This is a genomic window from Bradyrhizobium sp. PUT101 (assembly GCF_052043945.1).
Classification (GTDB): domain Bacteria; phylum Pseudomonadota; class Alphaproteobacteria; order Rhizobiales; family Xanthobacteraceae; genus Bradyrhizobium.
In genome coordinates this window covers 3,117,922-3,140,002 of sequence record NZ_CP197207.1, presented here as the reverse complement: position 1 = coordinate 3,140,002, position 22,081 = coordinate 3,117,922, and the positions used below count along the sequence as shown (strand labels likewise).

Annotated in this window: 20 protein-coding genes; 7 read left to right on the top strand and 13 right to left on the bottom strand. The window is 65.2% G+C overall.

The annotated features are described in order from the left end of the window. Nucleotides 1–49: 49 nt before the first annotated feature. On the bottom strand, nucleotides 50–1,435 hold the full coding sequence (locus ACSHT2_RS15460; protein WP_319331564.1) for an ABC transporter substrate-binding protein: 1,386 nt from the start codon (nucleotides 1,433–1,435) through the stop codon (nucleotides 50–52). A 251-nt stretch (nucleotides 1,436–1,686) separates the two neighbouring features. Continuing rightward, the gene (locus ACSHT2_RS15455) at nucleotides 1,687–3,615 is read right to left on the bottom strand and encodes an AsmA family protein (protein WP_440642848.1); all 1,929 of its coding nucleotides are present in this window, start codon (nucleotides 3,613–3,615) and stop codon (nucleotides 1,687–1,689) included. Between the two features lie 271 nt (nucleotides 3,616–3,886). On the opposite strand from ACSHT2_RS15455, the gene ACSHT2_RS15450 reads away from it, so the two are divergent. Both ACSHT2_RS15450 and ACSHT2_RS15445 read left to right on the top strand, forming a co-directional pair. Next, a complete protein-coding gene (locus tag ACSHT2_RS15450; RefSeq protein WP_271529615.1) occupies nucleotides 3,887–4,624 on the top strand; it encodes a CoA transferase subunit A in 738 nt (245 codons plus the stop codon). Then, on the top strand, nucleotides 4,624–5,274 hold the full coding sequence (locus ACSHT2_RS15445) for a CoA transferase subunit B (protein WP_271529614.1): 651 nt from the start codon (nucleotides 4,624–4,626) through the stop codon (nucleotides 5,272–5,274). Before ACSHT2_RS15450 ends, ACSHT2_RS15445 begins: the two co-directional genes overlap by 1 nt. 136 nt (nucleotides 5,275–5,410) lie before the next feature. Here ACSHT2_RS15445 and ACSHT2_RS15440 read toward each other — a convergent pair whose 3' ends face one another. From ACSHT2_RS15440 to ACSHT2_RS15420, 5 genes are all read right to left on the bottom strand, one after another. Further along, complete coding sequence (locus ACSHT2_RS15440; protein ID WP_440642316.1) at nucleotides 5,411–7,057, bottom strand: ABC transporter permease; 1,647 nt, start codon at nucleotides 7,055–7,057, stop codon at nucleotides 5,411–5,413. Nucleotides 7,058–7,112: 55 nt separating this feature from the next. Further along, the gene (locus tag ACSHT2_RS15435; protein ID WP_440642315.1) at nucleotides 7,113–8,138 is read right to left on the bottom strand and encodes a Fe(3+) ABC transporter substrate-binding protein; all 1,026 of its coding nucleotides are present in this window, start codon (nucleotides 8,136–8,138) and stop codon (nucleotides 7,113–7,115) included. 174 nt (nucleotides 8,139–8,312) lie between these two features. Further along, entirely contained in the window at nucleotides 8,313–9,191 is an 879-nt protein-coding gene (locus ACSHT2_RS15430) for a formylglycine-generating enzyme family protein (protein WP_440642314.1), read from the bottom strand. A 55-nt stretch (nucleotides 9,192–9,246) separates the two neighbouring features. Continuing rightward, a complete protein-coding gene (gene nirK / locus ACSHT2_RS15425) occupies nucleotides 9,247–10,344 on the bottom strand; it encodes a copper-containing nitrite reductase (RefSeq protein WP_440642313.1) in 1,098 nt (365 codons plus the stop codon). Between the two features lie 491 nt (nucleotides 10,345–10,835). Continuing rightward, nucleotides 10,836–11,036: a hypothetical protein gene (locus ACSHT2_RS15420; RefSeq protein WP_440642312.1), complete on the bottom strand. Its 201-nt coding sequence runs from the start codon at nucleotides 11,034–11,036 to the stop codon at nucleotides 10,836–10,838. A 163-nt stretch (nucleotides 11,037–11,199) separates the two neighbouring features. On the opposite strand from ACSHT2_RS15420, the gene hemN reads away from it, so the two are divergent. Further along, complete coding sequence (gene hemN / locus ACSHT2_RS15415) at nucleotides 11,200–12,552, top strand: oxygen-independent coproporphyrinogen III oxidase (RefSeq protein ID WP_440642311.1); 1,353 nt, start codon at nucleotides 11,200–11,202, stop codon at nucleotides 12,550–12,552. Nucleotides 12,553–12,740: 188 nt separating this feature from the next. After that, nucleotides 12,741–12,938, top strand: a complete 198-nt coding sequence (locus ACSHT2_RS15410) for a DUF1858 domain-containing protein (protein ID WP_319331555.1) — start codon at nucleotides 12,741–12,743, stop codon at nucleotides 12,936–12,938. 108 nt (nucleotides 12,939–13,046) lie between these two features. Here ACSHT2_RS15410 and ACSHT2_RS15405 read toward each other — a convergent pair whose 3' ends face one another. Then, a complete protein-coding gene (locus ACSHT2_RS15405) occupies nucleotides 13,047–13,757 on the bottom strand; it encodes a Crp/Fnr family transcriptional regulator (protein ID WP_440642310.1) in 711 nt (236 codons plus the stop codon). A gap of 129 nt (nucleotides 13,758–13,886) precedes the next feature. Here ACSHT2_RS15405 and ACSHT2_RS15400 point away from each other — a divergent pair, with 129 nt between their 5' ends. Beyond that, nucleotides 13,887–15,098 (top strand): NnrS family protein, encoded by a 1,212-nt coding sequence (locus ACSHT2_RS15400; RefSeq protein WP_440642309.1) that lies wholly within the window; start codon nucleotides 13,887–13,889, stop codon nucleotides 15,096–15,098. A 2-nt stretch (nucleotides 15,099–15,100) separates the two neighbouring features. On the opposite strand, the gene ACSHT2_RS15395 is transcribed toward ACSHT2_RS15400, so the two are convergent. Beyond that, nucleotides 15,101–16,129 carry an AraC family transcriptional regulator gene (locus tag ACSHT2_RS15395; protein ID WP_440642308.1) on the bottom strand — a complete coding sequence of 343 codons (1,029 nt, stop codon included), beginning with the start codon at nucleotides 16,127–16,129 and terminating at the stop codon, nucleotides 15,101–15,103. 204 nt (nucleotides 16,130–16,333) lie between these two features. Here ACSHT2_RS15395 and ACSHT2_RS15390 point away from each other — a divergent pair, with 204 nt between their 5' ends. Both ACSHT2_RS15390 and ACSHT2_RS15385 read left to right on the top strand, forming a co-directional pair. After that, nucleotides 16,334–16,954 carry a response regulator transcription factor gene (locus tag ACSHT2_RS15390; RefSeq protein ID WP_440642307.1) on the top strand — a complete coding sequence of 207 codons (621 nt, stop codon included), beginning with the start codon at nucleotides 16,334–16,336 and terminating at the stop codon, nucleotides 16,952–16,954. Nucleotides 16,955–17,126: 172 nt separating this feature from the next. After that, nucleotides 17,127–18,797: a mucoidy inhibitor MuiA family protein gene (locus tag ACSHT2_RS15385; protein ID WP_440642306.1), complete on the top strand. Its 1,671-nt coding sequence runs from the start codon at nucleotides 17,127–17,129 to the stop codon at nucleotides 18,795–18,797. A gap of 100 nt (nucleotides 18,798–18,897) precedes the next feature. Here ACSHT2_RS15385 and ACSHT2_RS15380 read toward each other — a convergent pair whose 3' ends face one another. The 4 genes from ACSHT2_RS15380 to hemP are packed head-to-tail and all read right to left on the bottom strand — an operon-like array spanning nucleotide 18,898 to nucleotide 21,982. Further along, nucleotides 18,898–19,734 carry a heme ABC transporter ATP-binding protein gene (locus ACSHT2_RS15380; protein WP_440642305.1) on the bottom strand — a complete coding sequence of 279 codons (837 nt, stop codon included), beginning with the start codon at nucleotides 19,732–19,734 and terminating at the stop codon, nucleotides 18,898–18,900. Further along, nucleotides 19,731–20,816 carry a FecCD family ABC transporter permease gene (locus ACSHT2_RS15375; protein WP_440642304.1) on the bottom strand — a complete coding sequence of 362 codons (1,086 nt, stop codon included), beginning with the start codon at nucleotides 20,814–20,816 and terminating at the stop codon, nucleotides 19,731–19,733. Before ACSHT2_RS15375 ends, ACSHT2_RS15380 begins: the two co-directional genes overlap by 4 nt. After that, entirely contained in the window at nucleotides 20,813–21,766 is a 954-nt protein-coding gene (locus ACSHT2_RS15370) for a heme/hemin ABC transporter substrate-binding protein (RefSeq protein WP_440642303.1), read from the bottom strand. Before ACSHT2_RS15370 ends, ACSHT2_RS15375 begins: the two co-directional genes overlap by 4 nt. Before the next feature lie 6 nt (nucleotides 21,767–21,772). Further along, entirely contained in the window at nucleotides 21,773–21,982 is a 210-nt protein-coding gene (hemP, locus tag ACSHT2_RS15365) for a hemin uptake protein HemP (RefSeq protein WP_440642302.1), read from the bottom strand. Nucleotides 21,983–22,081 lie beyond the last annotated feature (99 nt).

The following is a 22,081-nucleotide window of genomic DNA, read 5'->3' as shown; positions in this document are numbered from 1 at the left end:
GTGTTGTTCTTGCCCCGCTCCCCGCAACGCGGGGAGAGGGAAGGTTGGCTTAACCCGCGACCTGCTTGATGCGGGCGATCAGTTCGTCGACGGCCTTGTCGACCGGAACCTTCTCGCTCACGACGCGGTTCATCGCCTTGGCCCACACGTTCTCGTTGTTGAGGATCGTGAACTTCCAGTTCTTGGTGAAGTCGAACGCCGCGGTGCCGCCCTTGAACTGCGCGTAGACGGCCTTGCGGTGCTTGTCAGCCTGCCAGAACGGGCTTTCCTGACTTTCCTTGGTCACCGGGAACCAGCGGCCGAGCGCGCCTTCGATGTAGGGACGGACGTTCTCTTCCTGGAGCAGGAAGCTGATGAACTGCTTGGCCTCGGCCTTGTTCTTGGCCGCGGTGAACACCAGTCCGGTCTTGACGTCGGAGCGGTAGCGGATGGTCGAACCATCGGGTGCCTTCGGGAAGGACGCCGTGATGATGTCCTGTTCATAAGCCTTCTTGCCGGCGTCGCGCTGTTCCTGGGTAAGGGCCTGGTTCTGCGAGTCCTCGAACCACTTAGCCGCGATGGAGATCGTGAAGTTGTGGGTCATCACGATGGTCTTGTTGTGGAACGCGACGTTGTTGTCCGGATCCTTCCATGTCGTCGAGGACGGCGGCGTGCAGCCCTTGATGTAGGTGTCGGTATAGTCCTTCATCGCCTTGATCAGGCCGTCGCGCACCTTCGGGTCGTCGACCAGCAACTTGCCGTCGTCGTCCACCAGCTTGACGTGGTAGGCATCCATGAAGGTGTAGAACGACTGGAAGGAGTCGGTGGATTCCACGCCCATCGGCTGGCCGACGGCGTAGACGCGCTGGCCGGTGGCCTTGCGGATCGCCGGCTGCACCTTGTCGCACCAGAACGTCCAATAGCCGGCCCAGTCGTTCGGGATGTCGCTCTGCTTGAAGCCGGCCTTCTCCAGCATGTCGTTCCAGATCTGGACGTGCATGCTCTGCTGCTTCAGCGGGAAGCCGTAATAGGCCTTCTTCTTGGCGACGTCGTTGTAGAGGATCGACGCATCGAGCGTGTTCTGCACGAACCGGCCCTTGATCGGCTCCATGACATCCGTGAGGTCCTCGAGCTTGCCTTCATAGGCCCACTTGCCCTGCGCCTGCACGTCATAGGAGTCGGAATAGGCGACATCGGGAACCGTGCCAGCATCGAGCGCTGCGACCGTCTTCGGAATCATGTCCTGGATCGCGTATTGCGACAATTCGACCTTGATGCCGGTCTTGGCTTCGAATTTCTTGATCGTCTCGATCAGCGCGTCGTCTTCGGACCGATAGAAGCCCTTGCCCCACCAGACCGTGATCGTCTTCTGCTGTGCAAAGGCGGGTGCAGTGGCAGCAAAAAGCCCGGCCGCAGCGATCGCCAAAGATACTGCGCCAATTACCTTGGATCTCACGTTTTTCTCCCTCAAACGGCCGGTGTTTTTAACCGGTCATATAAAACACTAGCGCAGGATGGTAGCGCAATCAACGCATCTTGTCAGACCTAGGTCGTGGGGTGTTGAGCCAGAGCAGATGCTCAACGCGTGGATTGATCCAATCGCCGCATCAATTCGGCCGGATCAATTCGCGATGGTCGGCCAACACCGGAGAGGCGCCGTCCTCAGTTGAAACTCACCTGAGTCGGACGTCAGCTTAGTTGGACTTGTTAGTTGGACTTGGCGTTCTCTTTAGAATTTTCCGCCGTCGGCGCTTCCGCCGGCGCGGGACGCTTTCCGCTTCCCGTGATGCGCTCGATCGCGGAGCGCACGGCATCGCCTCCCTTGCGGTCCTTCAGCATGTCAAGCAGCGGCGCGGAGGCCGGCGAGCGGCGGATCAGGCTTTCCGGATCGGGGAAGATCAGCGGATCGTCCCAGGGGCCCTGCACCACGAACGGCAATTCGAACCCCGACGCGCTGTTGAGGCTCGCCACGCCCTTCATGTCGTATTCGCGCGTCGGCACCGAGGCGGTGCCGGTGAGCGTGATCTTCGTCGCCGGCCCTTCGACGCGGATGTCCTCGGCGGTGGCGACGCCGTCGGAGAATTTCACGGCGATGGTGAGATTGGTGTAGGGCGTCGAGCCGTTGCGGAAATTGCCGCCGCCCGACAGCGGCCGCCGCTCCAGCCGCTTGAGGAGCTGCTCGGCGTTGAAGCCCGAGATCGCACCGTCATGCCCGGTCACGGTGGCGCTTCCGTCGAGTGATTGCACGAGGCCGAACGGGCTCGATCCGGAGGCGAGGAGCGAGACGTTGATATTGCCGCGGCCGGACAGCTTGTTGAGACCGAACAGTTCGGTGGCGCAGGCCTGGAGATCGACATCGGTGAACTGGAATTGCGCCTTGATGTCGGCGACGGTATCGGACCGCGCGATGCCGAATGAGCCCTTGGCGATCCCGCCATAGACTTGCGCCTCGCCGACCGAGAGCGCGAGCGTGCCGTTGCGCAAATTGGCACCGATCGCGGTGCGTCCGAGCTTCGTCGGCCCGACCGTGAGCTTGGCCGCGGACAGGCGCATGTCGAGGTCGGTGGTCGACAATCCATTGAGATCGAACAGCTGCCTGTTCCAGTCGCGCGCGCCGCTCGCGAGCAGGCGGAAGGTCGAGATATAAGGTGTGAAGTCGAGCGCGTCGGCGGCGAGCGTCGCCTGCAGCGTCTGCCGGCCGTTGTTGGCGTAGGTCATGACGCCCTCGGCGGCATTGCCGTCGAGCTCGACATTGACGTTGGTGAGCGCAATCGAGGCGCCGACGACATTGGCACGTGCCTTCAGCGCGAAGCGGCCGAAGCCGCCGCTGCCGGGCTGTGGCTGCCCGGTCCAGCGCAGCGCGTTGCGCAAGGACGGGCTGTCGACGGTGAGCGTGCCTTCCATCATCGGGCTGGTGCGATTGGCGACGCTGCCGTCGAAAGCGAGCTTGAGCGGCGCGCTGGCGATTCGCACCTTCAGGCCGGACCGGTCGCCGGAGAGGGCGGCGACGAAATCGGAAAAGCTGATCGAGCCGTCGACGCGCTCGCCGCGCCAGTCGAACTGCCCGGTCGCGGCAAAGGAGCGCGAGATCGAGGGCCACGCCAGCGACAGGTCGATGTCCTCGAGCTTCTCGGTGGCATGCGTGGCGGTGTCCTCGTAGTCGAGCACGCCGTCCTGGATCCGAATTTCGGAGAACGAGACCTGATTCTCGGCTCCGGGCTTCATGGTGCGCGCGATGGTCTGGATGAAGGGCGTCCAGTTGCTCTCGCCGTCCGGCTTGAGGCTGACATGGATGCGCGGGCGCAGCAGCGTGAGGTCGGCGATCTCGAATCGTTGCAGCAGCAGCGGCAGCAGCCGCAGATTTGCGGTGAGCACGTCGACCTGGAGCGCTGGCGTGCTGGTGCCGCCGCCCTTGAGGCCGACGTCGTGGAAGGAGATGTAGCTCGCCGGCAGCACCGAGATGTCGATGCTGCCTGCGACATTGAGCTCGAGCCCGGTGACGTCGCGGATCTGCGCTTCGACTGCCTTGCGCAGCGCGTCGCGGTTGATAAGCCAGGAGCTCGCGATCAGGGCGATCAGCGCGACGCCGAGCAGCGCCGCGATCGGCGTCCCGAGGCGCTTCATTCCTTGGGCCATGGTCAATGGCATGTCCTGATCGGGTTGGTCGTTGGAGCCAGAAGGGCGGGCCGGGAAACCTGCGCGCCCACACCCAACCCCCGCAACTTGATGGGTTTTCTTGACGCTTTCAAGGCCGCTGCACGGTTATGCCCACGGCGTGGGCAGCTTCTACCACCCGGCGGCGCAGCGGAGAACCCGTATCATTGACGGCTTCGGACGATTTCGCCTAATAATCGCCGCCAATAAGGCGCGACGCCTGCAAGCCGAAGGTTCAGTCGAGGTTTTTTGCATGAACAAGGTCTATCCCGACGCCAAGTCGGCGCTCGACGGCATTCTAAAAGACAACATGATGATCATGTCGGGTGGCTTCGGCCTCTGCGGCATTGCCGAGGAGCTGTCGGACGCGATCCGGGAATCCGGTGTCAAGGGCCTGACGGTGGTCTCCAACAATGCCGGCGTCGACGGCATCGGCCTCAGCCGCCTTCTCGAAACCCGCCAGATCAAGAAGATGATCTCGTCCTATGTCGGCGAGAACAAGCTGTTCGCCCAGCAATTCCTCGCCGGGGAGCTGGAACTCGAATTCAATCCGCAGGGCACGCTGGCCGAGCGCATCCGCGCGGGCGGCGCTGGCATCCCGGCCTTCTACACCAAGACCGGCGTCGGCACGCTGATCGCCGAAGGCAAGGAAGTGAAGGAGTTCGATGGCGAGAAGTACCTGATGGAGCGCGGCCTGTTCGCCGATCTCGCCATCGTGCACGCCTGGAAGGGCGACACCGCCGGCAACCTCATCTACCGCAAGACCGCGCGCAATTTTAACCCGATGATGGCGACCGCCGCGAAGATCACGGTAGCCGAGGTCGAGCATCTGGTTCCGGCCGGTGAACTCAATCCCGACCACATTCACACGCCCGGCATCTTCGTGAAGCGCATCGTCGAGGTCGGCACGGCCAAGAAGCGCATCGAATTCCGCAACACTCGCCCGCGTCCGACGAAGGCGCCGGCGGCCGGCACTGGAGTTGAAATCTGATGGCCTGGACCCGTGAACAGATGGCCGCACGCGCCGCGAAGGAGTTGCGCGACGGCTACTATGTCAATCTCGGCATCGGCATCCCGACGCTGGTCTCGAACTACATCCCGGACGGCATGGACGTCAGCCTGCAGAGCGAGAACGGCATGCTCGGCATGGGCCCGTTCCCGTATGAGGGCGAGGAAGACGCCGATCTCATCAACGCCGGCAAGCAGACCGTGAGCGAGCTGCCCTCGACGTCCTATTTCTCGAGCGCGGATTCCTTCGGCATGATCCGCGGCGGCCACATGGATCTGTCGATCCTCGGCGCCATGCAGGTGGCCCAGAACGGCGATCTCGCCAACTGGATGATCCCGGGCAAGATGGTGAAGGGCATGGGCGGCGCGATGGACCTCGTCGCCGGCGTCAAGCGCGTCATCGTGGTGATGGAGCATTCGGCCAAGGACGGCGCCAAGCTGCTGAAGCAGTGCAACCTGCCGCTGACCGGCGAGCGCGTGGTCGACATGGTCGTCACCGATCTGGCCGTCTTCACCATCGACAAGCATGGCAATGGCGGCATGGCGCTGATCGAGCTGGCCGACGGCGTTTCGCTCGACGAGGTCAAGGCCAAGACCGAAGCCGAATTCCGCGTCGCGCTGAAGAACACGTAAGCGGGAAACGCTGGGGCGCGCAACACAATACGGTCTGCGCGTCCTTACGATTTTGGTTCAGCGACCAGGTCGGGCGACGACAACTCGATTGGTCGAAGCACCACGGATGCGCGAACGATGTGCCGTGCCCATGCCCTCAAGCGGGGCCGCTCGGCACCTCGGAGAACCGGGTCAACCAGACAACCGGGCCGATGCTGGCGGCGATGATCAGGAGGGCCGCGAGCGCGCCGTCCTCGAAATTGCCGCGGCTTGCGAACTGGTAGATCGACGTCGACAGCGTTTCGACGTTGAGGGGCCGCAAGAGCAGCGTTGCCGGGAGTTCCTTCAGGCAGTCGACGAACATGATGATGACGGCGCCAAGCATCGCGGGCCGGAGCAACGGCAGATAGATCTGCCTCAACATGACCGCCTGGCCCGCGCCGACCGTGCGCGCGCTCTCGTCATAGTCGCGCGGAATGCTGTCGAACCCGGCCTTGATCATGCCGACCGGCACGGCCAGAAAACGGATCGTGTAGGCGATGACGACGGCCGTCCCGGATCCGACCAGGATCAGCCCGGGCAGCGAACGTCCCGTCCAGGTAGCGACCGCGCTCAGCGCGTTGTCGACCGCCAGTACGGGGGTCAGCAGGCCGAGGGCAATCACGAGACCCGGCAGCGCGTAGCCGGTCTGCGCGATGCTCATCGCCACATATCGCAGAGGATCCGGCCGAAAGCGGTGCGCGATCGTCGTGGCGAGCGCAAGCATCAGCGCCATGAGCGTCGCGAGCGCCGCATAGGCGAACGAATGGAAGGTGTGGCGCCACAGGAGCGGGTCGAAATTTGCAAGCAGTCCGCGACCGAGAGCCTGATGCGCCAGATAGAACAGCGGCACGATGAAGCCGATCAGCACCGGCAGCACGCAGACCGCGAACGCGATCCACGCTCTTGCGCCCGAAAGCGTGGTTCGCTGCCTCACATGCGGGCTTTCGGCCGAGAATTCGGCGTTGGCGTTGCGACGGCCGTAACGCTCCATCGCGATAAGGCCGGCGACGATCGCAAGCATCAGGCATGCGAGTTGCGCCGCACCGGCAAGGCTGCCGCGGTTGAGCCAGGTGGTGAAGATCGAGACCGTCAGCGTGCGGATGCCGAGATATTCGCTGGCGCCGATGTCGTTGAGCGTCTCCAGCGCGACCAGCGCCACGCCGACAGCGAGCGCCGGCCGCGCCATCGGCAGTGAAATGCGCCAGAAAACGGTCCATCGGCCGGCCCCCAGCGTCCTAGCCGCCTCGGCGAATTCGGCAGACTGAACCTGAAACGTCGCGCGCGCCGACAGATAGACGTAAGGATAGAGCACGAGTCCGATCACGAAGATGGCCCCCGGCAGCGAGCGCAGGTTGGGCAGATGGCCGAGGGCATCGCGCAGCGGCAGCCAGATCGCCAGGGTGCGATGCACCAGGCCGAGCGGTTCGAACAGGTCGGCATAGACGTAAGCCGCAAGATAGGTCGGAATCGCCAGCGGCAGCGGCATCAGCCACAGGAGCATGCCCCGGCCGGGAAAATCGTGGCGCGATATCACCCATGCAGTGCCGGCGCCGATCAGAAGTGTGAGCGCGCCGACCCCGACGAGCAGAAGGGCGGTGTCCAGGAGGGCGGCCGGCAGCACGTAGTTGATCAGGTCGTGCCACACATCGGGCGCCGGCTGCAGAGCCAGCGAAAAGATCGAGATCACGGGCGCCGCGACCAGGATCGCGGTTGCGATCGCGATTGCGGTCGCGGCGCGCCCGGCGTGGGCGCGGCCTCTCAAACGAGGCCGTGCGCCCGAAGCTTCTGCCAGTTTGAGCGACGAGGGCCGCCAGAGATCAGTTGTCAAAGCCGACCTTGTCCACCAGCGAGGCCGCAGCCTTGCGGTTGGCGGCGATCCTTGCGATCGGCAACGGATCTGGGCCGAGCTTGCCGTAGCCCGCGATGGTAGAGTTGATGGCGACACCGTCCCGAACCGGATATTCGTAGTTCTGGTCGGCATACATCTGCTGCGCCCGCTCGCTAACGAGCCACTCGATCAGCTTGATGCCCTCGGCTTTGTTGGGCGCGTGCTTGGCGAGCAGCACGCCGGAGAGGTTGACGTGGGTGCCGCCGCCCTCGAAGGTCGGCAGGATGACGCGGGTCGCCTCCGCCCACGGTTTCTTCTCGGGATCGTTGTTGATCATCAGCGCCCAGTAATAGGTGTTGCCGATGCCGATGTCGCACTTGCCAGCGGCAACGTCACGGGCGGCTTCGCGATCGCCGCCCGACGGCTTCTGCGCGAGGTTGGCCTTCACGCCGCGCAGCCATTCCTCGGCCTTGGCCTCACCGTACTTGGCCGTGTAGGCCGCGAACAGGGCGTTGTTGTAGATGTGCTGGCCCGAGCGAATGCAGATCTTGCCCTTCCACTTGGGATCGGCGAGCTCCTCATAGGTGATCTTGTCCTGCTTGACGCGATCCTTCGAGGCATAGATCACGCGCGCGCGCATTGAGATGCCGGCCCAGTGTCCGTCCGGATCGCGATACTGCGCCGGCACGACCTTGTCGACCACCTCCGACTTGATCGGCTGGGTGACGCCGACCTGCACGGCCTCGTCGATGCGGCCGATGTCCACCGTCAGCAGCACGTCGGCCGGGCTGTTGGCGCCTTCAGCCTTCATGCGCTGCTCCAGACCGGAGCTTGCGGAGACGACATTGACCTTGATGCCCGTATCCTTGCTGAAGGCGTCGAACAGCGGTTGGATCAGCTTGGTCTCGCGATAGGTATAGACGTTGACCTCGCCGTTGGCGGCTGCCTTCGACACGAAGGACGAGGTCAGGCTCAACACCGCCGCGGATGCGGCGAGGACGCGAAGATTGATCATAAGGGCTGCTCCGGGCGCGCGATTGAAGGCCCGATTGAGTAGCGCAGGCGATGCGGCAACGTCAGCGACGCGATGTCGCGAGGGCCATGACTTAGAGGGATTCCAATATTGCTTTAGATCGATTCTAATCAATGGATTGAGACGTTGACGGGAAAGCGATGCGCGCCGCTATGATTACGATCTGGCCGGCCACGTCTTGCTCAGGCGCTGCGATACGCTGACCAGCCATGACGTCTCCTCGCGCACCAGGCGGAAGCCGAGATTGGCGGGCGGCACGCCCTGGGCGCAGCCGCCGGCGCGGGCATCGCGGATGAAATCGGTGACATAGGCGCGGTGCGCGCCCTCGGCGACACGCACCCCGCAGTTCACGGTCGGGCGGCCGGCATTGCCGGCCTCGTCGACGCGCGAGCGCACGAAGCAGGTCGAGGTCCACTCCCAGACGTTGCCGGCGAGATCTTCGATGCCGTGCTCGTTCGGGCCGAACTTGCCGAACGGATGGGCCGTGGTGTCGGTGACGTCGCGTTCGGATTCACGCTCATAGCGGCTGATCCAGCGCTTTGAAGGGTCGCTTGCGTCGACCGGCACGCCATCATCCTTGAATCTGGAGCCGGCGGCAAAAGCCCATTCCTCGTCGCTTGGCAGGCGATAATGCTGGCCGGTCTTGCGCGACAGCCAGCCTGCATAGGCATCGGCATCGTGCCAGCTCACCTGCACTGCGGGGCGATCAGGGGCGATCGCCACGTCGCGATCGAGTGCGCGGCAGGCGCCATCCTGCACGCAAAGTCGATAGTCGGATGAGGAGACCTGATTTCGCATGATGTGCAGCGGCCGGTCCATCCGCATGGTGCGCAGCGGCGCTTCCGCCTGCTGGCCGCCGCGTGTGAAATCGCCGGCTTCGCGATATGAGAAGCTGCCGGCAGCGACCTCGACCATGGCCGGCTCACTTTCCATATTGTGCGTCGCCATCTCGGAGACCAGAGGCGCAACGGCCAGCGGCCCCGCAAGCCCGGCCGCGCAGGCGAGTGCCAGTTTGAGCTTGAATGCGATCAGCATGGTCGTTCCCCGAAGAAAAAAGAAGGGGCCGGTGATGACCGGCCCCTTGTCGCGTCTAGTTGGTGCTGGCAGGCGGTATCTCCGCAGGCGCCTTCACCTGCGTCATCAGATCGTCGTTCCACTTGCCTTCGACCTTGAAGTGTGCGGTGGCGCCGAGATTGGCCGCCTCGATCAGATTGTGCGTGACATAGGCGTAGATGCCGGGCTGCTGGAATTTGTACAGCGCAGCTCCCGCCGACCCGCCGCGGATGAACCAGGTCTCGAGCCCGACCTCCGGTGCATTGCCGAACTTGCCGGTCTCCCAGACATAATCGCCATGGCCGCCGATCAGATGCGGACGGCTGTCGCGATTGGCCTGCGAATGCACGATCAGCACGTTCTCGCCGACCTTGGCGGTGAGCGCGTTCTTGCCGGTGAGCGCGCCAACCTTGCCGTTGAAGACGACATGGGTGGGGATCAGCTTGTTCATCACCTCTTCGGTCTCGGTGAAGGCTTCGCCTGGCGACTCGTAGGACTTGAAATTGCCCTTCTCGTCGCGCGGCACGTACATGTCCTGCTCGCCGACATAGTAGACCTTGTCGTACTTCAGCGCTCGGCCCTTGCCGTCGTTCAGCCCGTCGCGCGGCAGCACCATCACGGCACCGTTCATGCCGGAGACGACGTGCCAGGGGATCATCGGGCCACCCGGTGCGCAGTGATAGACGAACACGCCGGTCTTGGTCGCCTTCCAGCGCAGCACGACCTGTTCGCCGGGGTTGATGAGCGTGAGTTCGCCGCCACCGAGCGCGCCGGTCGCGGAATGGAAGTCGATGTTGTGCGGCATGGTGTTGGTCGCGGGATTGACCAGCGTCAGCTCGACATAGTCACCCTCGTGCACGACCATGAGCGGTCCCGGCATCGAACCGTTGAACGTCATCGCCTGGAAGGTGGTGCCCTTGTCGTCGATGACCACCTTCTTTTCCTCGACGGTCAGCCTGAACTCGATGATCTTCGGGCCCTGCGTCGTGGCCTGCTCGTGTGCGTGCACGAAGGGCGGAGCGACCAGCTCTACCTTCTGACGCGGCAGCTTGAGATCGCTGGCGGCGAAAGCCGGGGTCGCCAGCATCAGGGCGGTCGCGGCGGCGCTGATCAATGCGGCTCTGCGGGTGAACATCGGAAGCATCCTTCATCTGAAAAGGTTTTTGATGACGGAATGCAGTGTGCGCCGATCGCGGCAAGCGTGTTTGCGCTGCGACAAGCTTTCGCTGCATTCACCTCCGCAGCAGTACTTAGGTGCCTCAGCGGAGCAGGGATCGGTGATGCCACTTCGATCCGTCCGAAAGCGTGTTGGGGATGTCGAGGTCGAGGTACCAGCGGCCGGATAGCGGTGCCGACATTCTGACACGCCACTGCTCGTCGACAGCGCCGACGTGTTCGGCCTCTGCGGTAGCCGGCGCCACGCGTTGCTCGGGATGGCGAGCGTGACCACAACCGCATCGGCGCTCAGCGGCAACTCGTTCGCATCTTCAAGCTGAATTGCGATCTCGCCCCGGGGGCCGGCGCGTGCGGGCGTGGACGTTGGTCCCGGCAAGGCAGCTCAGGATGACTGCGCCGGCAAATGCGCGCGTGGATGAGATCTTGGTCGAGGCCTTCGCGAAGAAGCGGCTAGAGGAGCGATATGGCAAGCCCGACCGTGCCCCAGATCGCCAGCGACAGCACGACGAAGACGGCGATTGCTGCGGCCAGGGCGCGCACCATTCCGGCGGAGGCTGGTGTGGCCGGGGCCGGCCGGAAGTCGTCGAAACGCGGGATATGGCCGCGGACATCGAGCAGAGAGAGAATGAGTTCGAGTGCAAGAAGTCTCATGGCAACGCTCCGAATGGCCACGCGAATTACTCTTATCATTGCTGGGAACCGGCCGCCGCGCTTTGCGCGAGCGCAAAGTCGCTGCCGCGCATCCGGGTTAATTGAACTCATCCCGTGATTTGCCGTGATGCCTGCGCGGCGCAAATTTACGAATGGGTAAGATATGAGAACTGATCTTGCGGCGGTCTACGGCGAGGAACGTCTGCCACGTTACACGAGCTATCCGACCGCCCCGCACTTTACGCCTGCGATCGGTCCAGACACGTATGCTCGGTGGCTGGCGGAACTGCCGGCGGGCGCCAGCGCGTCACTTTATCTGCATGTGCCGTTCTGCCGAGAGATGTGCTGGTACTGCGGCTGCCATACCCAGATCGTCCGCCGCGACGATCTCATCGCCGGCTATCAGCGGACGCTGCGCAACGAGATCGCGCTAACCGCCGAAACCATCGGCCGTCGGATCAAGGTCGAGCACATCCATTTCGGCGGCGGTACGCCGACGATCATGGCGCCGGAGGCCTTTGCCGACTTGATGGCGACGATGCGCCAGAAGTTCTTCGTGCTGCCTTCGGCCGAAATCGCGGTCGAGATCGATCCCCGCACACTGACCGCCGACATGGTCGAGGCCATGCGGCTCTCCGGCGTGAACCGCGCGAGCCTTGGCGTGCAGAGCTTCGATCCCGTGGTGCAGCGGGCGATCAACCGCGTGCAGAGTTTCGAGCAGACGGCTTCCGTGGTCGGCATGCTCCGCGGCGCGGGCATCGAGGGAATCAATTTCGACCTGATCTACGGCTTGCCGCACCAGACTGTCGCCTCGTGCCTGGACACCGTGCGGCGCAGCCTCGCGCTCGCGCCCAACCGGTTCTCTGTGTTCGGCTATGCCCACGTGCCTGATTTCAAGAAGCACCAGCGCATGATCAACGAGGCCGTGCTGCCCGACGGCCTTGCGCGCCACGACCAGGCCTGCGCGATCGCGAATGCCCTGAAGGAGGCCGGATACGTGCAGATCGGGCTCGATCATTTCGCACGGCCCGACGATTCCATGGCGGTGGCGTTCGAGGAGCGAACGCTGCGGCGCAATTTTCAAGGCTACACCACGGACAAGAGTGAAGTCCTGCTCGGCTTCGGCGCGAGTGCGATCGGACATTTGCCGCAGGGCTATGTCCAGAACGAGGTGCAGATCGGCGCCTATGCGCAGAGCATCGCCGCCGGCCGCTTCGCCACCGCGAAGGGCTATGGGCTCACCGACGACGACCGGTTGCGCGCCGACATCATCGAGCGCATCATGTGCGAGTTCGGTGCCGATCTCGGCGACATCTGCGCCCGTCATGGCGCAGAGGCAGGCGCGATGCTGAAATCGGCGGCGCGTCTGAAGCCGCTGATCTCCGACGGCGTCGTGCGGTTGGACGGCGATCGGCTCGCGGTCGCCAAGGATTCGCGCTTCCTGGTCCGCAGCGTCGCCGCCGCATTCGATGCGCATCTGGATCCCGGCAAGCAACTGCACAGCCGGGCGGTGTAAGGTCTCACCTCCCGTCATTCCGGGGCGCGCCTCTTTGGCGCGAACCCGGAATCCATTGTTCCATGTCATCCGCGGCACGATGGATTCCAGGTTCGCGCTGCGCGCGCCCCGGAATGACAAGCCAGCTTGCGCTTCAACAAAGAGGCTTCCGCTCGCTTCGCTATCGTCAATTCGGAACGGAGTTGTCCATGCCCTTCCGATCCGACGATCTGGTCGATGACATCATGCGCACGGCGCCGCACACGATCCGCGCGTTCCTCGCCTTCAGGATGGCTTGTGTCGGCTGTCCGATCGCGACCTTCCACACCGTGGATGATGCCTGCCGCGAGCATGGCATCGACCGCGACAGGTTCCTCGCTGCATTGAGCGATTGCGTGCCTGCGTGAAACGGTCTGGAATCGCGCGGGCGCGCGGATTCCCGGATGAGAGAGCGCTTTCGCCGTAAGCGGAAGCGCCCCTCATCCCTATCAGCGGAGGCGTCCCGGCGTCGGCTCTCACGCCGCGCCGTTGTCGGCGTTCCGCTCGGCCAGCACGACGATCTTGTGCGGCTCGCGCAGGATGATGCGCTGGCGGCCGCTCTCGACGAGGCCCTGGCTCTCCCAGCCGCTCAGGATGCGGCTGACAGTGTGCAGCGTGGTGCCGGTCATCTGCGCGATGTCCTGGCGGCTGATCGGGAAGTCGATCTCGATGCCGTGGTCGAGCTTCTTGCCGGACTGCTTGGCGAGGCGCAGCAGCGCGTGCGCGATGCGTTGCTCGACCTGCTGGGTCGACATTTCCAGGATGCGGGTGTGGCTCTCCTGAAGCCGGGTGCCGACGGTCTGGAGCGTGTTGGCGGCGAGCGCCGGAAATCGCTCGACCAACCGCGGCCAGGCCGAGGTCGGCCAGACCAGCACCACGCTGTCATCGACCGCCATCGCCGTCGCCGGATAGCGCGCGGCTCCGATCGCCATCGCGAGCCCGAATGTTTCGCCGGGCGCCACATAGCGTACAACAATCTGCTCACCGGTCGGCGTGGTCTTGGCCGCGCGGACATGGCCGTGCAACAGCAGGAAGAAGGACTGCGCGTCGGCCCCCTGCTCGAAGACGGCACTGTTCCTGGGAAAACGGGCCGAGCGGGCCTCACGCAGGATCTCGTCCAGAGCTTCCGGCGTCATCCCCGCAAACAGCGGCAAATGCGCAACCAGCGATGTGTCGACCTTGGCCATTCTGCCTCCTTGGCGCTCGGGAGTGTGATGGCACCTGCAATCGTCCTGGTGTTTGCGGTAGCGCAAAACGGGCCGGCCGGGCGGCGGTATTTTTGCAGACGACGATCTGAACTTACTGGAGTTGATGCCATGGCTGGTGCCCGATCCCGTAACTTTGCGGGCTGGCCGTTGTTTGCGAACAGCTTTCGGCCCTTTTTTCTGCTTGCCGCGATCCAGGCCGCGCTGTCGATCCTGGTCTGGCTGCCGATGTTCCATGGCGAATTGTCCGTGAGCTCCGCATTCGCGCCGCGCGACTGGCACGTCCACGAGATGCTCTATGGCTTCCTGCCGGCTGTCATCACCGGGTTCCTGTTCACGGCAATCCCGAACTGGACGGGGCGGCTGCCGATCCAGGGCAGGCCGCTGGGGGCGCTGCTGATGGTCTGGCTTGCCGGGCGCATCGTGGTGACGGTGTCGGCCAATATCGGCTGGGCATTCGCGCTGATCGTCGATGCCGCCTTCCTGGCATTGATCGTCGCCGCCGCGACGCGCGAAATCATCGCAGGCGGCAATTGGCGCAACCTGCCCGTGGTGGGGCTGGTGTTCGCTCTGCTCGCCGGCAACATCGCCTTCCATGTCGAAGCGCACTACCAGGGCGCGGCCGATGTCAGCATCCGCGTCGGCATCGGCGTGGTCATTCTGCTGATTGCGTTGATAGGCGGCCGCATCATTCCGAGCTTCACCCGCAACTGGCTGGTCAAGTTCAATCCCGGCCGTCTGCCCGTGCCGTTCGGACGCTTCGATGGCGCGGTGATCGGATGTAGCGCGCTCGCGCTCGTCTCATGGATCGTGGCGCCGTCGAATGCCGCCACCGGTGTTCTGATGGCACTTGTCGGCGGGCTGCACTTGCTGCGGCTTGCGCGCTGGGCCGGCGATCGCACTTTCCGCGAGCGGCTGCTCGTGATCCTGCATGTCGGCTACGTCTTCGTGCCGTTCGGTTTCATCCTGCATGCCCTGGCGGTTCTCGGTGTGCTGCCGCCAAGTGCCGGCATCCACGCCTGGATGGCGGGGGCGGCGGGAACCATGACGCTCGCGGTGATGACCCGCGCGAGCCTCGGCCACACCGGACAGGCATTGACGGCTTCGCCGGCGATCCAGGGGATCTATGCTGCGATCGTGATCGCGGCTCTGGCCCGGGTCGCTGCCGTCGTGTCGCCCGCGCATGGCGATGTGTTGTTGCACATCGCCGCCTGCGGCTGGATCGTCGCCTTCCTCGGATTTGCCATCGCGTTCGGCCCGCTGCTCGCCGGCAGCCGGTGGCGTGCCCTCGCCACGATGGGCGTGCCCGCGCCGGCACGCTGAACTCAAGCTGCAGTCGCCGAGGGCGCCGCCGTCACGGGCCGCACGCCCTTGCGCCAGTCGGTGATGGTGCAGCCGAATCGGCTGCGGAACCAGCGCGCCATGGCGCTCTGCGCGGAGAAGCCAAGCTGCATCGCGATGTCGGCCAGCGGCCGGCCGGGGTCGTCGATCAGCTGGATAACGAGATCGGCGCGTTGCGCGTCCAGGATGGCCGAGAAGCTGGTGCCCGATGCGGCGAGGCGGCGGTGGATGGTGCGGCGGGTGCAGGCGAGATGCTCGGCGACGCGCTCGACCGTGCAGTCGCCGCCGGCAAGCAGGAGGCGCACGACCTCGTCGACCTTCTGCTCCCAGCTTGCGGGCCGTGTTTCGATCGCCTCGATCCGCTTGCGCAGATAGCTCGCGATCAGCGGATGCGCGCTCGGGATCCGGCGTTCCATGTCGTGCGCCGACAACACGATCGCGTCATTCTTCGCGTTGAAGATCACGCGGCAGCCGAAGAATTCGCGACAGCGCTTGCGATCGTGCGGCGGCGGATAATGCAGGTGCACCTCCTGCGGCCGCCAGTCATGCCCGAACAGCGACTGGATGATGCGGTGGACGCTGCCGAGCGCCACGTCGATCGACTGCCGCGACGCGCTCGGCTTCCGGCCGCGCAGATGCATCGTGATGGTCACGGCCTGCTTGCCGCGCGCAACGTCCAGCCGCATGCCATCGTGATGGATATGGATGAAGCGCGAGAATGCATCGATTGCCTCACCGACGGTCGCCTGTTCGCGCACGATCAGGCCGACCGTGCCGAAATTGGTCAGGCCGCCGCGCTCGGCGAGGCGCAAGCCGAAATCTTCGGCGCCGGACGCCTCCGCGGATGATTCGAGCAGACGCCGCAGGCCGGCGACGGCAATGGGCGTATCGGGTTTGTCGAGGCAGGCCAGCGGCAGCCTGGCCTTGCGCATCATCTGCCTGGGGTCGAGCCCGACCGAGCGGGCGACCTCCGGATAATAAGTCAGGCTCGAGCTGCGAATGAGATCGGTCATGCGAACCGTTCCTGCCAGCTGTTCCCGCAGATGTCCCGAAATGTAAATTTTCTGTCCCGGTCAGTCAAATCCAGGAACCGCGCGAAACATACATAGGGGAAACCGAAGCACGAGCGTGAATGCCGTGCTTACGACGGCGCGGCAGGGCGATGGAGCCCGCTACCGTCTCAGGCCCTTTGACCAAGACATTGCTGGATCGGGATCATGCCGGGAAACACGCTTTCCAAGGGTGAGATATTCGTCATCGACGCCGACGCCGCCTCCCGCGAGCAACTTTCGAACGCGCTCCAACAGAACGCCTATGAGGTGATCTGCTTCGCCGACGGTGCATCTCTCTTGTCCGCCGCAAAGGCGCGGATGCCGGCCTGCGTGCTGCTGGAGTTGCCGCCTGATCGATCCGGCCTCGAGGTGCTCAAGCGGCTGCGCGGGGAGAACTGCATGGCGCCGGTGCTGGTGACGTCGGCGAACGGCAGCATCGCCATGGCGGTCGACGCCATCAAGAGCGGCGCGGCCGACTTCATCGAAAAGCCGTTCCGCACCCACGACATCGTCGGCCGGATCGATGCCGCCATCGACGAATTCGCGCAACCCGGCGCGAGCCCGCAACGCTGGCTGACAGGCTGCGAGCCCCTGACCGCGCGCGAGGGCGACGTGCTCGAGCATCTCGCCGCCGGCCTCACCAACAAGGAGATCGCCCGGCGGATGCATCTGAGCGCGCGGACCGTCGAGGGCTACCGCGCCAGCATCCTGAGGAAGGCCGGCGCCCGCAACGTGACCGATCTGCTCCGGCGCATCTTCGGCCAGGGTTCGCCCACGCAGGTCTGAGGCTCGGCCGCGGCCGCGCCGATGCGTTCCGCGGCCATGCTGCTGCCGCGGCTGCGCCCCACGGAAACCCCAATCGAACCAGTTCCTTCCCCGCCGCGTCTCATCACGATGGCGAGGCATTTCATCGCGCGCGTCCGGCTGGCGGCGCGGCGATACCGGCAGGAGGGACTTCATGCGCATCACCGCAAAATGGTTGGCAACCACGAGCCTGGTCCTGGTGACCGCGGCTATCGCATGGCCGTCATGGGCGGCCAACGTGGAGGCCACGTCAGCGATCGACACGGTCACCGTCTATCCCGACGGCGCCACCGTCACCCGCGTCATTTCGTTGGATCTCGCCTCCGGGGACTCGACGCTGGTCGCCAAGGATTTTCCGCTCTCGCTCGATCCGTCGTCCCTCCGCGTCGAAGGCGAGGCGGGCGCCAGGCTCACCATCGGCACGATCGATGCGCGGCCGCCGAAGGCCGCACCGCCGGTCAACCTGCCCGAGCTCGACAAGCGCATCGAAGCACTGAGAGATCAGCGGGCCGATCTGCAAGGTGCAATCGACTCGGCCGACGCCCGGCGCAAATTTGCGCAGCATTTCGCCGAAGCCTCCCCGGCCGGCCTCGGCGAGAAGGGCGAGGCGCGGCCGATCACCGAGTGGCGCGCGGCATTTGCGGCGGTTGCCGAGGAGATCGCGATCGCCGACGCCGCAATTCGCGATGCCATGCGAAAACAGCGCGAGCTCGACCGTCAGATCGCGCAATTGGAGGCCGAGCGATCGGCCAAGCCGCCGAGCAAGCTGGAAGTGCGGATCGACGTCGCCTCGACGGCCGCAACCAAGGCGACGCTGCGGGTGACCTACGCCGTGCGCAATGCGCGCTGGATGCCGCTCTATGACGCCCGGCTCGACACCGGCGCGAAGGACCGCAAGCCGCAGCTCGAGCTCGTCCGCCGCGCCGAGGTCACTCAGTCGACCGGCGAGGACTGGTCGAACGTGACGCTCGGCGTCTCCACGGTCCGCATCGGCCGCGGCGGCAGCGCGCCGGAGCTGAACTCGCTGGTTGCCCAGTATCCGCAAGGCCCCAAGCCGCTGGCGCTCGGTACGGCCTCCGATCTGGCGCGGCCGGCTCCGATGACGCGCCAGGTGCAATCGCCGGCCATGGCCAAGATCGCAGAGGCGACCGAGCGCGCCGACGAGCAGCAGGCGGTTGCCGAGATCGGCGATTTCCAGGCCACCTTCAAAATTCCCGGCCGCGTCAGCCTCGGCGCCGCCGAAGGCGCCAAGAGCCTGCGCATTGCTTCCATGACCGTGCCCGCCGATCTCGCGGTTCGCGCGGCACCGGTGCTGGATCCGACCGCCTTCCTCGAAGCCAGCTTCAAGCAGACCGACGATGCCAGTCTGTTGCCGGGCAAGGTCGCGATCTACCGCGACGGCACCTTCGTCGGGCGCGGCAAGATCACGGCGTCCGCCAAGGACGACATCGTGCGGCTCGGCTTCGGCGCCGACGACAAGGTCAGAATCGAGCGCGCGGTGCTCAAGCGCAACGAGGGCTCGGCCGGCTTGCTCGTGACGACGTCGAAGACCGACGAACGTTCGTTCAAGACCACGATCCGCAACGGTCATGATTTCCCGATCAAGGTCGCGATCGAGGATCAGCTGCCGGTCAGCGAGAACGAGGACATCGTCGTCGAGATGCTGCCCTCGAGCACCCAGCCGACCGCAAGCAACATCCGCGACAGGCGCGGCGTGCTGGAATGGTCGTTCGACGCCAGACCCGGCGAAGTCAAGGACATCAACTTCGCCTGGCGAATCCGCTGGCCGAAGGACAAGAGCATGGTGATCGTGCCGGCGGGGTAGGCGGTGCGGCTTCTTCACCTCTCCCGTAGGGAGAGGTCGGATCGCATCGTAAGATGCGATCCGGGTGAGTGGTTAGGCTCTCACCGGACGCTGCGGCCCCTCACCCGGATTGCTGCGCAATCCGACCTCTCCCCGTCGGGGAGAGGTGAGGCGCCGCCCGCATCGACTGCGGCAATACAAACGGCACGCCATCGGTCTGATGGACGACAGCGTCGATCTCGAAAATATCGCGGATGATCTCGCGTGTGACAATCTCCGCGCGCGGGCCGTCGGCGACGAGCCGGCCGCCATTCAGCACGATCAGCCGGTCGGCGAAGCGGATCGCGAGGTTGAGATCGTGCAGGATCGCGATGACGGCGGTGCCGGCAGCCGCGCGGCGGCGCGCGGCTTCGACGAAGTCGATCTGGTGACGCAGATCGAGGCTCGAGGTCGGCTCGTCCAGCAGCAAAAGCCCGGGGCCGTGCTCGGCCTCGCCGCAGGCGAGCTGCACCAGCACGCGAGCGAAATGGGCGCGCTGCTGCTCGCCGCCTGATAATGTCGGCAATTGCCTTTCGCGGAAATGTGCGAGGCCGACCTCGTCCAGCGCCGCATCGACGAGCGGACCGGCTTCACGAAGGCTGCGCTCGCCTGCGCCCATCAGAACGACCTCCTCGACCGTGAACGGGAAGGTGACGTTGATGTGCTGGGACAGCATCGCGCGGCGCGCGGCGAGCTCGCGCGGCGTGAAGATGCCGATGTCGCGCTGCTTCAGGCGCACCTCGCCTGCGCTGGGGCGAAGATCGCCGGAGAGGAGCCGCAGCAGCGTAGACTTGCCGGCGCCGTTCGGGCCGATGATGGCGACCATCTCGCCGGCCGCAACCGTCAGGCCGACGCCATCGAGCAGCGTCGCGCGGCCCGCGCGCTTGCCTAGCGCTCGTGCCTCGATCACCGCGGTCATAGCGAGGCGAGCCCGCGCTGCCGCAGCAGGATGAAGAGAAAGACGGGTGCGCCGACGGCGGCGGTCAGGATGCCGATCGGCATCTCCGCCGGCGCCACGATGGTGCGCGCCAGTGTGTCGGCGCCGACCATCAGGATGGCACCCAGCAGCACCGAGGCCGGCAGCAGCAGGCGATGCGTCGGCCCGATCACGAGGCGGAGCAGATGCGGCACGACGATGCCGACGAAGCCGATGACGCCGCAGATCGACACCGCGACGCCGGTCATGGCGGAGACCATGACGATCGAGATCCGCTTCAGGCGCTCGACATCGACCCCGCCGTGGAATGCGTCGGCCTCGCCGAGCACCAGCAGATCGAGACCGCGCGCGACGAAAGCGCAGGCGGCCAGCCCGATGACGAGGACCGGCGCGAGCAGGGCGGCCTTGGTCCAGGTCGCGCCGCTCATCGAGCCGAGCATCCAGAACGTGATGTCGCGCAGCTGACGGTCGTCGGCGATGAACACGAGCAGCCCGATGCCCGCGTTGGCGATCGCGGTGATGGCGACGCCGGCGAGCAGGAAGATCGCAATCGAGGTCCGCCCCGATCGGCTGGAGATGCCGTAGAGGATTGCGGTGGTCGCCAGCGATCCCGCGAAGGCCGCGAGCGGCAACAGCTCGGTCTGGAGAAAGCGCAGCGCCTCGCCGAAGCGCGAATCCGTGAAGACGATCGCGCTTGCGGCTGCGAGCGCGCCGCCACTGGAGACGCCGACCAGGGCGGGATCGGCGAGCGGATTGCGAAACAGCCCCTGCATGATCGCGCCGGCGGCGGCAAGCAGGCCGCCGACCATTGCGGCCGCCGCGATGCGGGGAATGCGGATCGACCACAGCACGAGCTGGTCGCGGGCCGTCATCGCAGTGCTTTCGCCGGCAAGGCCCAGCGCCGCAGGCAGGCGGGAGAGGGGGATACCCGCGGCGCCGACGGTCAGCGCGATGATCGCCGTCACCGCGAGCATCGCGATCAGGACAGGAATCGCGAAGGATGCGGACCGCCGTCTCGCGCTTTGTCGCGGGCTCGGCGCTTCGATCCCGACCGCCACGCTCATTGCCGGCAATTCGCCGCCGACAGGGCCGAGGTGAACGCGCCGCCCTGGTCGGCCAACGCCGGATAGAGCTTGACGGAGAGATCGCGCGCCGCCGCCGCCGTCCGCGGTCCGAAGCCGAGCAGATAGAGCCCGTCCATGGTGATGAAGCTCTTGTTGGCCGCGACCGGTGTCAGCGCAAAACCGGGATGAGCATAGATCGCGTCGGCCTGGAGCGACTCCTTGCCGCGCTCGATCGACAGCACGACTTCGGGCCTGGCCGCCACGATCGCCTCGTCGCCGATGATCTTGTAGCCGTCGTAATCGTTCACCGCATTGGTCGCGCCCGCGAGCTGGATGATCTCGTCGGCCGCGGTCTTGTGGCCGGCCACCATCGCCCGCCCGTTCTGGAGCGACATCACGAACATCACGCGCACCGGCTTCGTCACCTTGGCGCGCAGTGCGCGGAGTTGCGCAAGATCGGCACCGACAGCGGCGCTCAGACATTCGGCACGCGCATCGACACCCATGGCGTGGCCGACCAGTTTTATCTTCTCGATCAGGCCTTCCTCGGAGAAGGTTTCGGGCACCAGCACCAGCGGCACCTTCGCCGTCTCCAGGATGTCCATGGTCTCGCGCGGGCCCGAGCCCTGGATCGCCAGGATCAGGGTGGGGTTGAGGCCCAGCACGCCCTCTGCGGAGATCTGGCGCATGTAGCCGACATTGGGTTTGTCGCGCAGCGCCGCCGGCGGATAGAGGCTCGTCGTATCGACGCCGACCAGCCGGCTCTCCAGCCCGAGCGCATAGAGGATTTCGGTGATGGCGCCGCCGATCGAGACCGTGCGCGCGAAGTCGGTGACGGCAACATCGCGATTGCGCGCGTCATGCACGGTGATGCCGGCCGCGTGCGCGGCAGATGCGAGCGCGATCGTGCCGACGAGCAGGACATGAGCGAAGGTGCGACAAAATGTCATTGCGATTCACTTCGTCAGGATCAGCTTGTTCTGCGAGGTCAGGCGCAGGCGATAGCTGTCCTCGCCATGCGCGATGATGATCTCGCGCTCGGTCGCAAACAGCTCGCGGCTGTCGATCCGGCTCCCTCGCATGGTGAGGGTTCTCGTTGTTGCAGAAGGGCTTCCTGCCGGCCCTGCCGCGCCGCCGCCGCTGTCTCCGGATGCTGCTGCTGACATTGTTGTCGTGATGCGCCTTTGAAATTTCAGATGTGTCTTGCTTTGTATAGGCGGCGCGAGGCGCATTCCAACGGCAGCAATTTACAATCGATATAAACT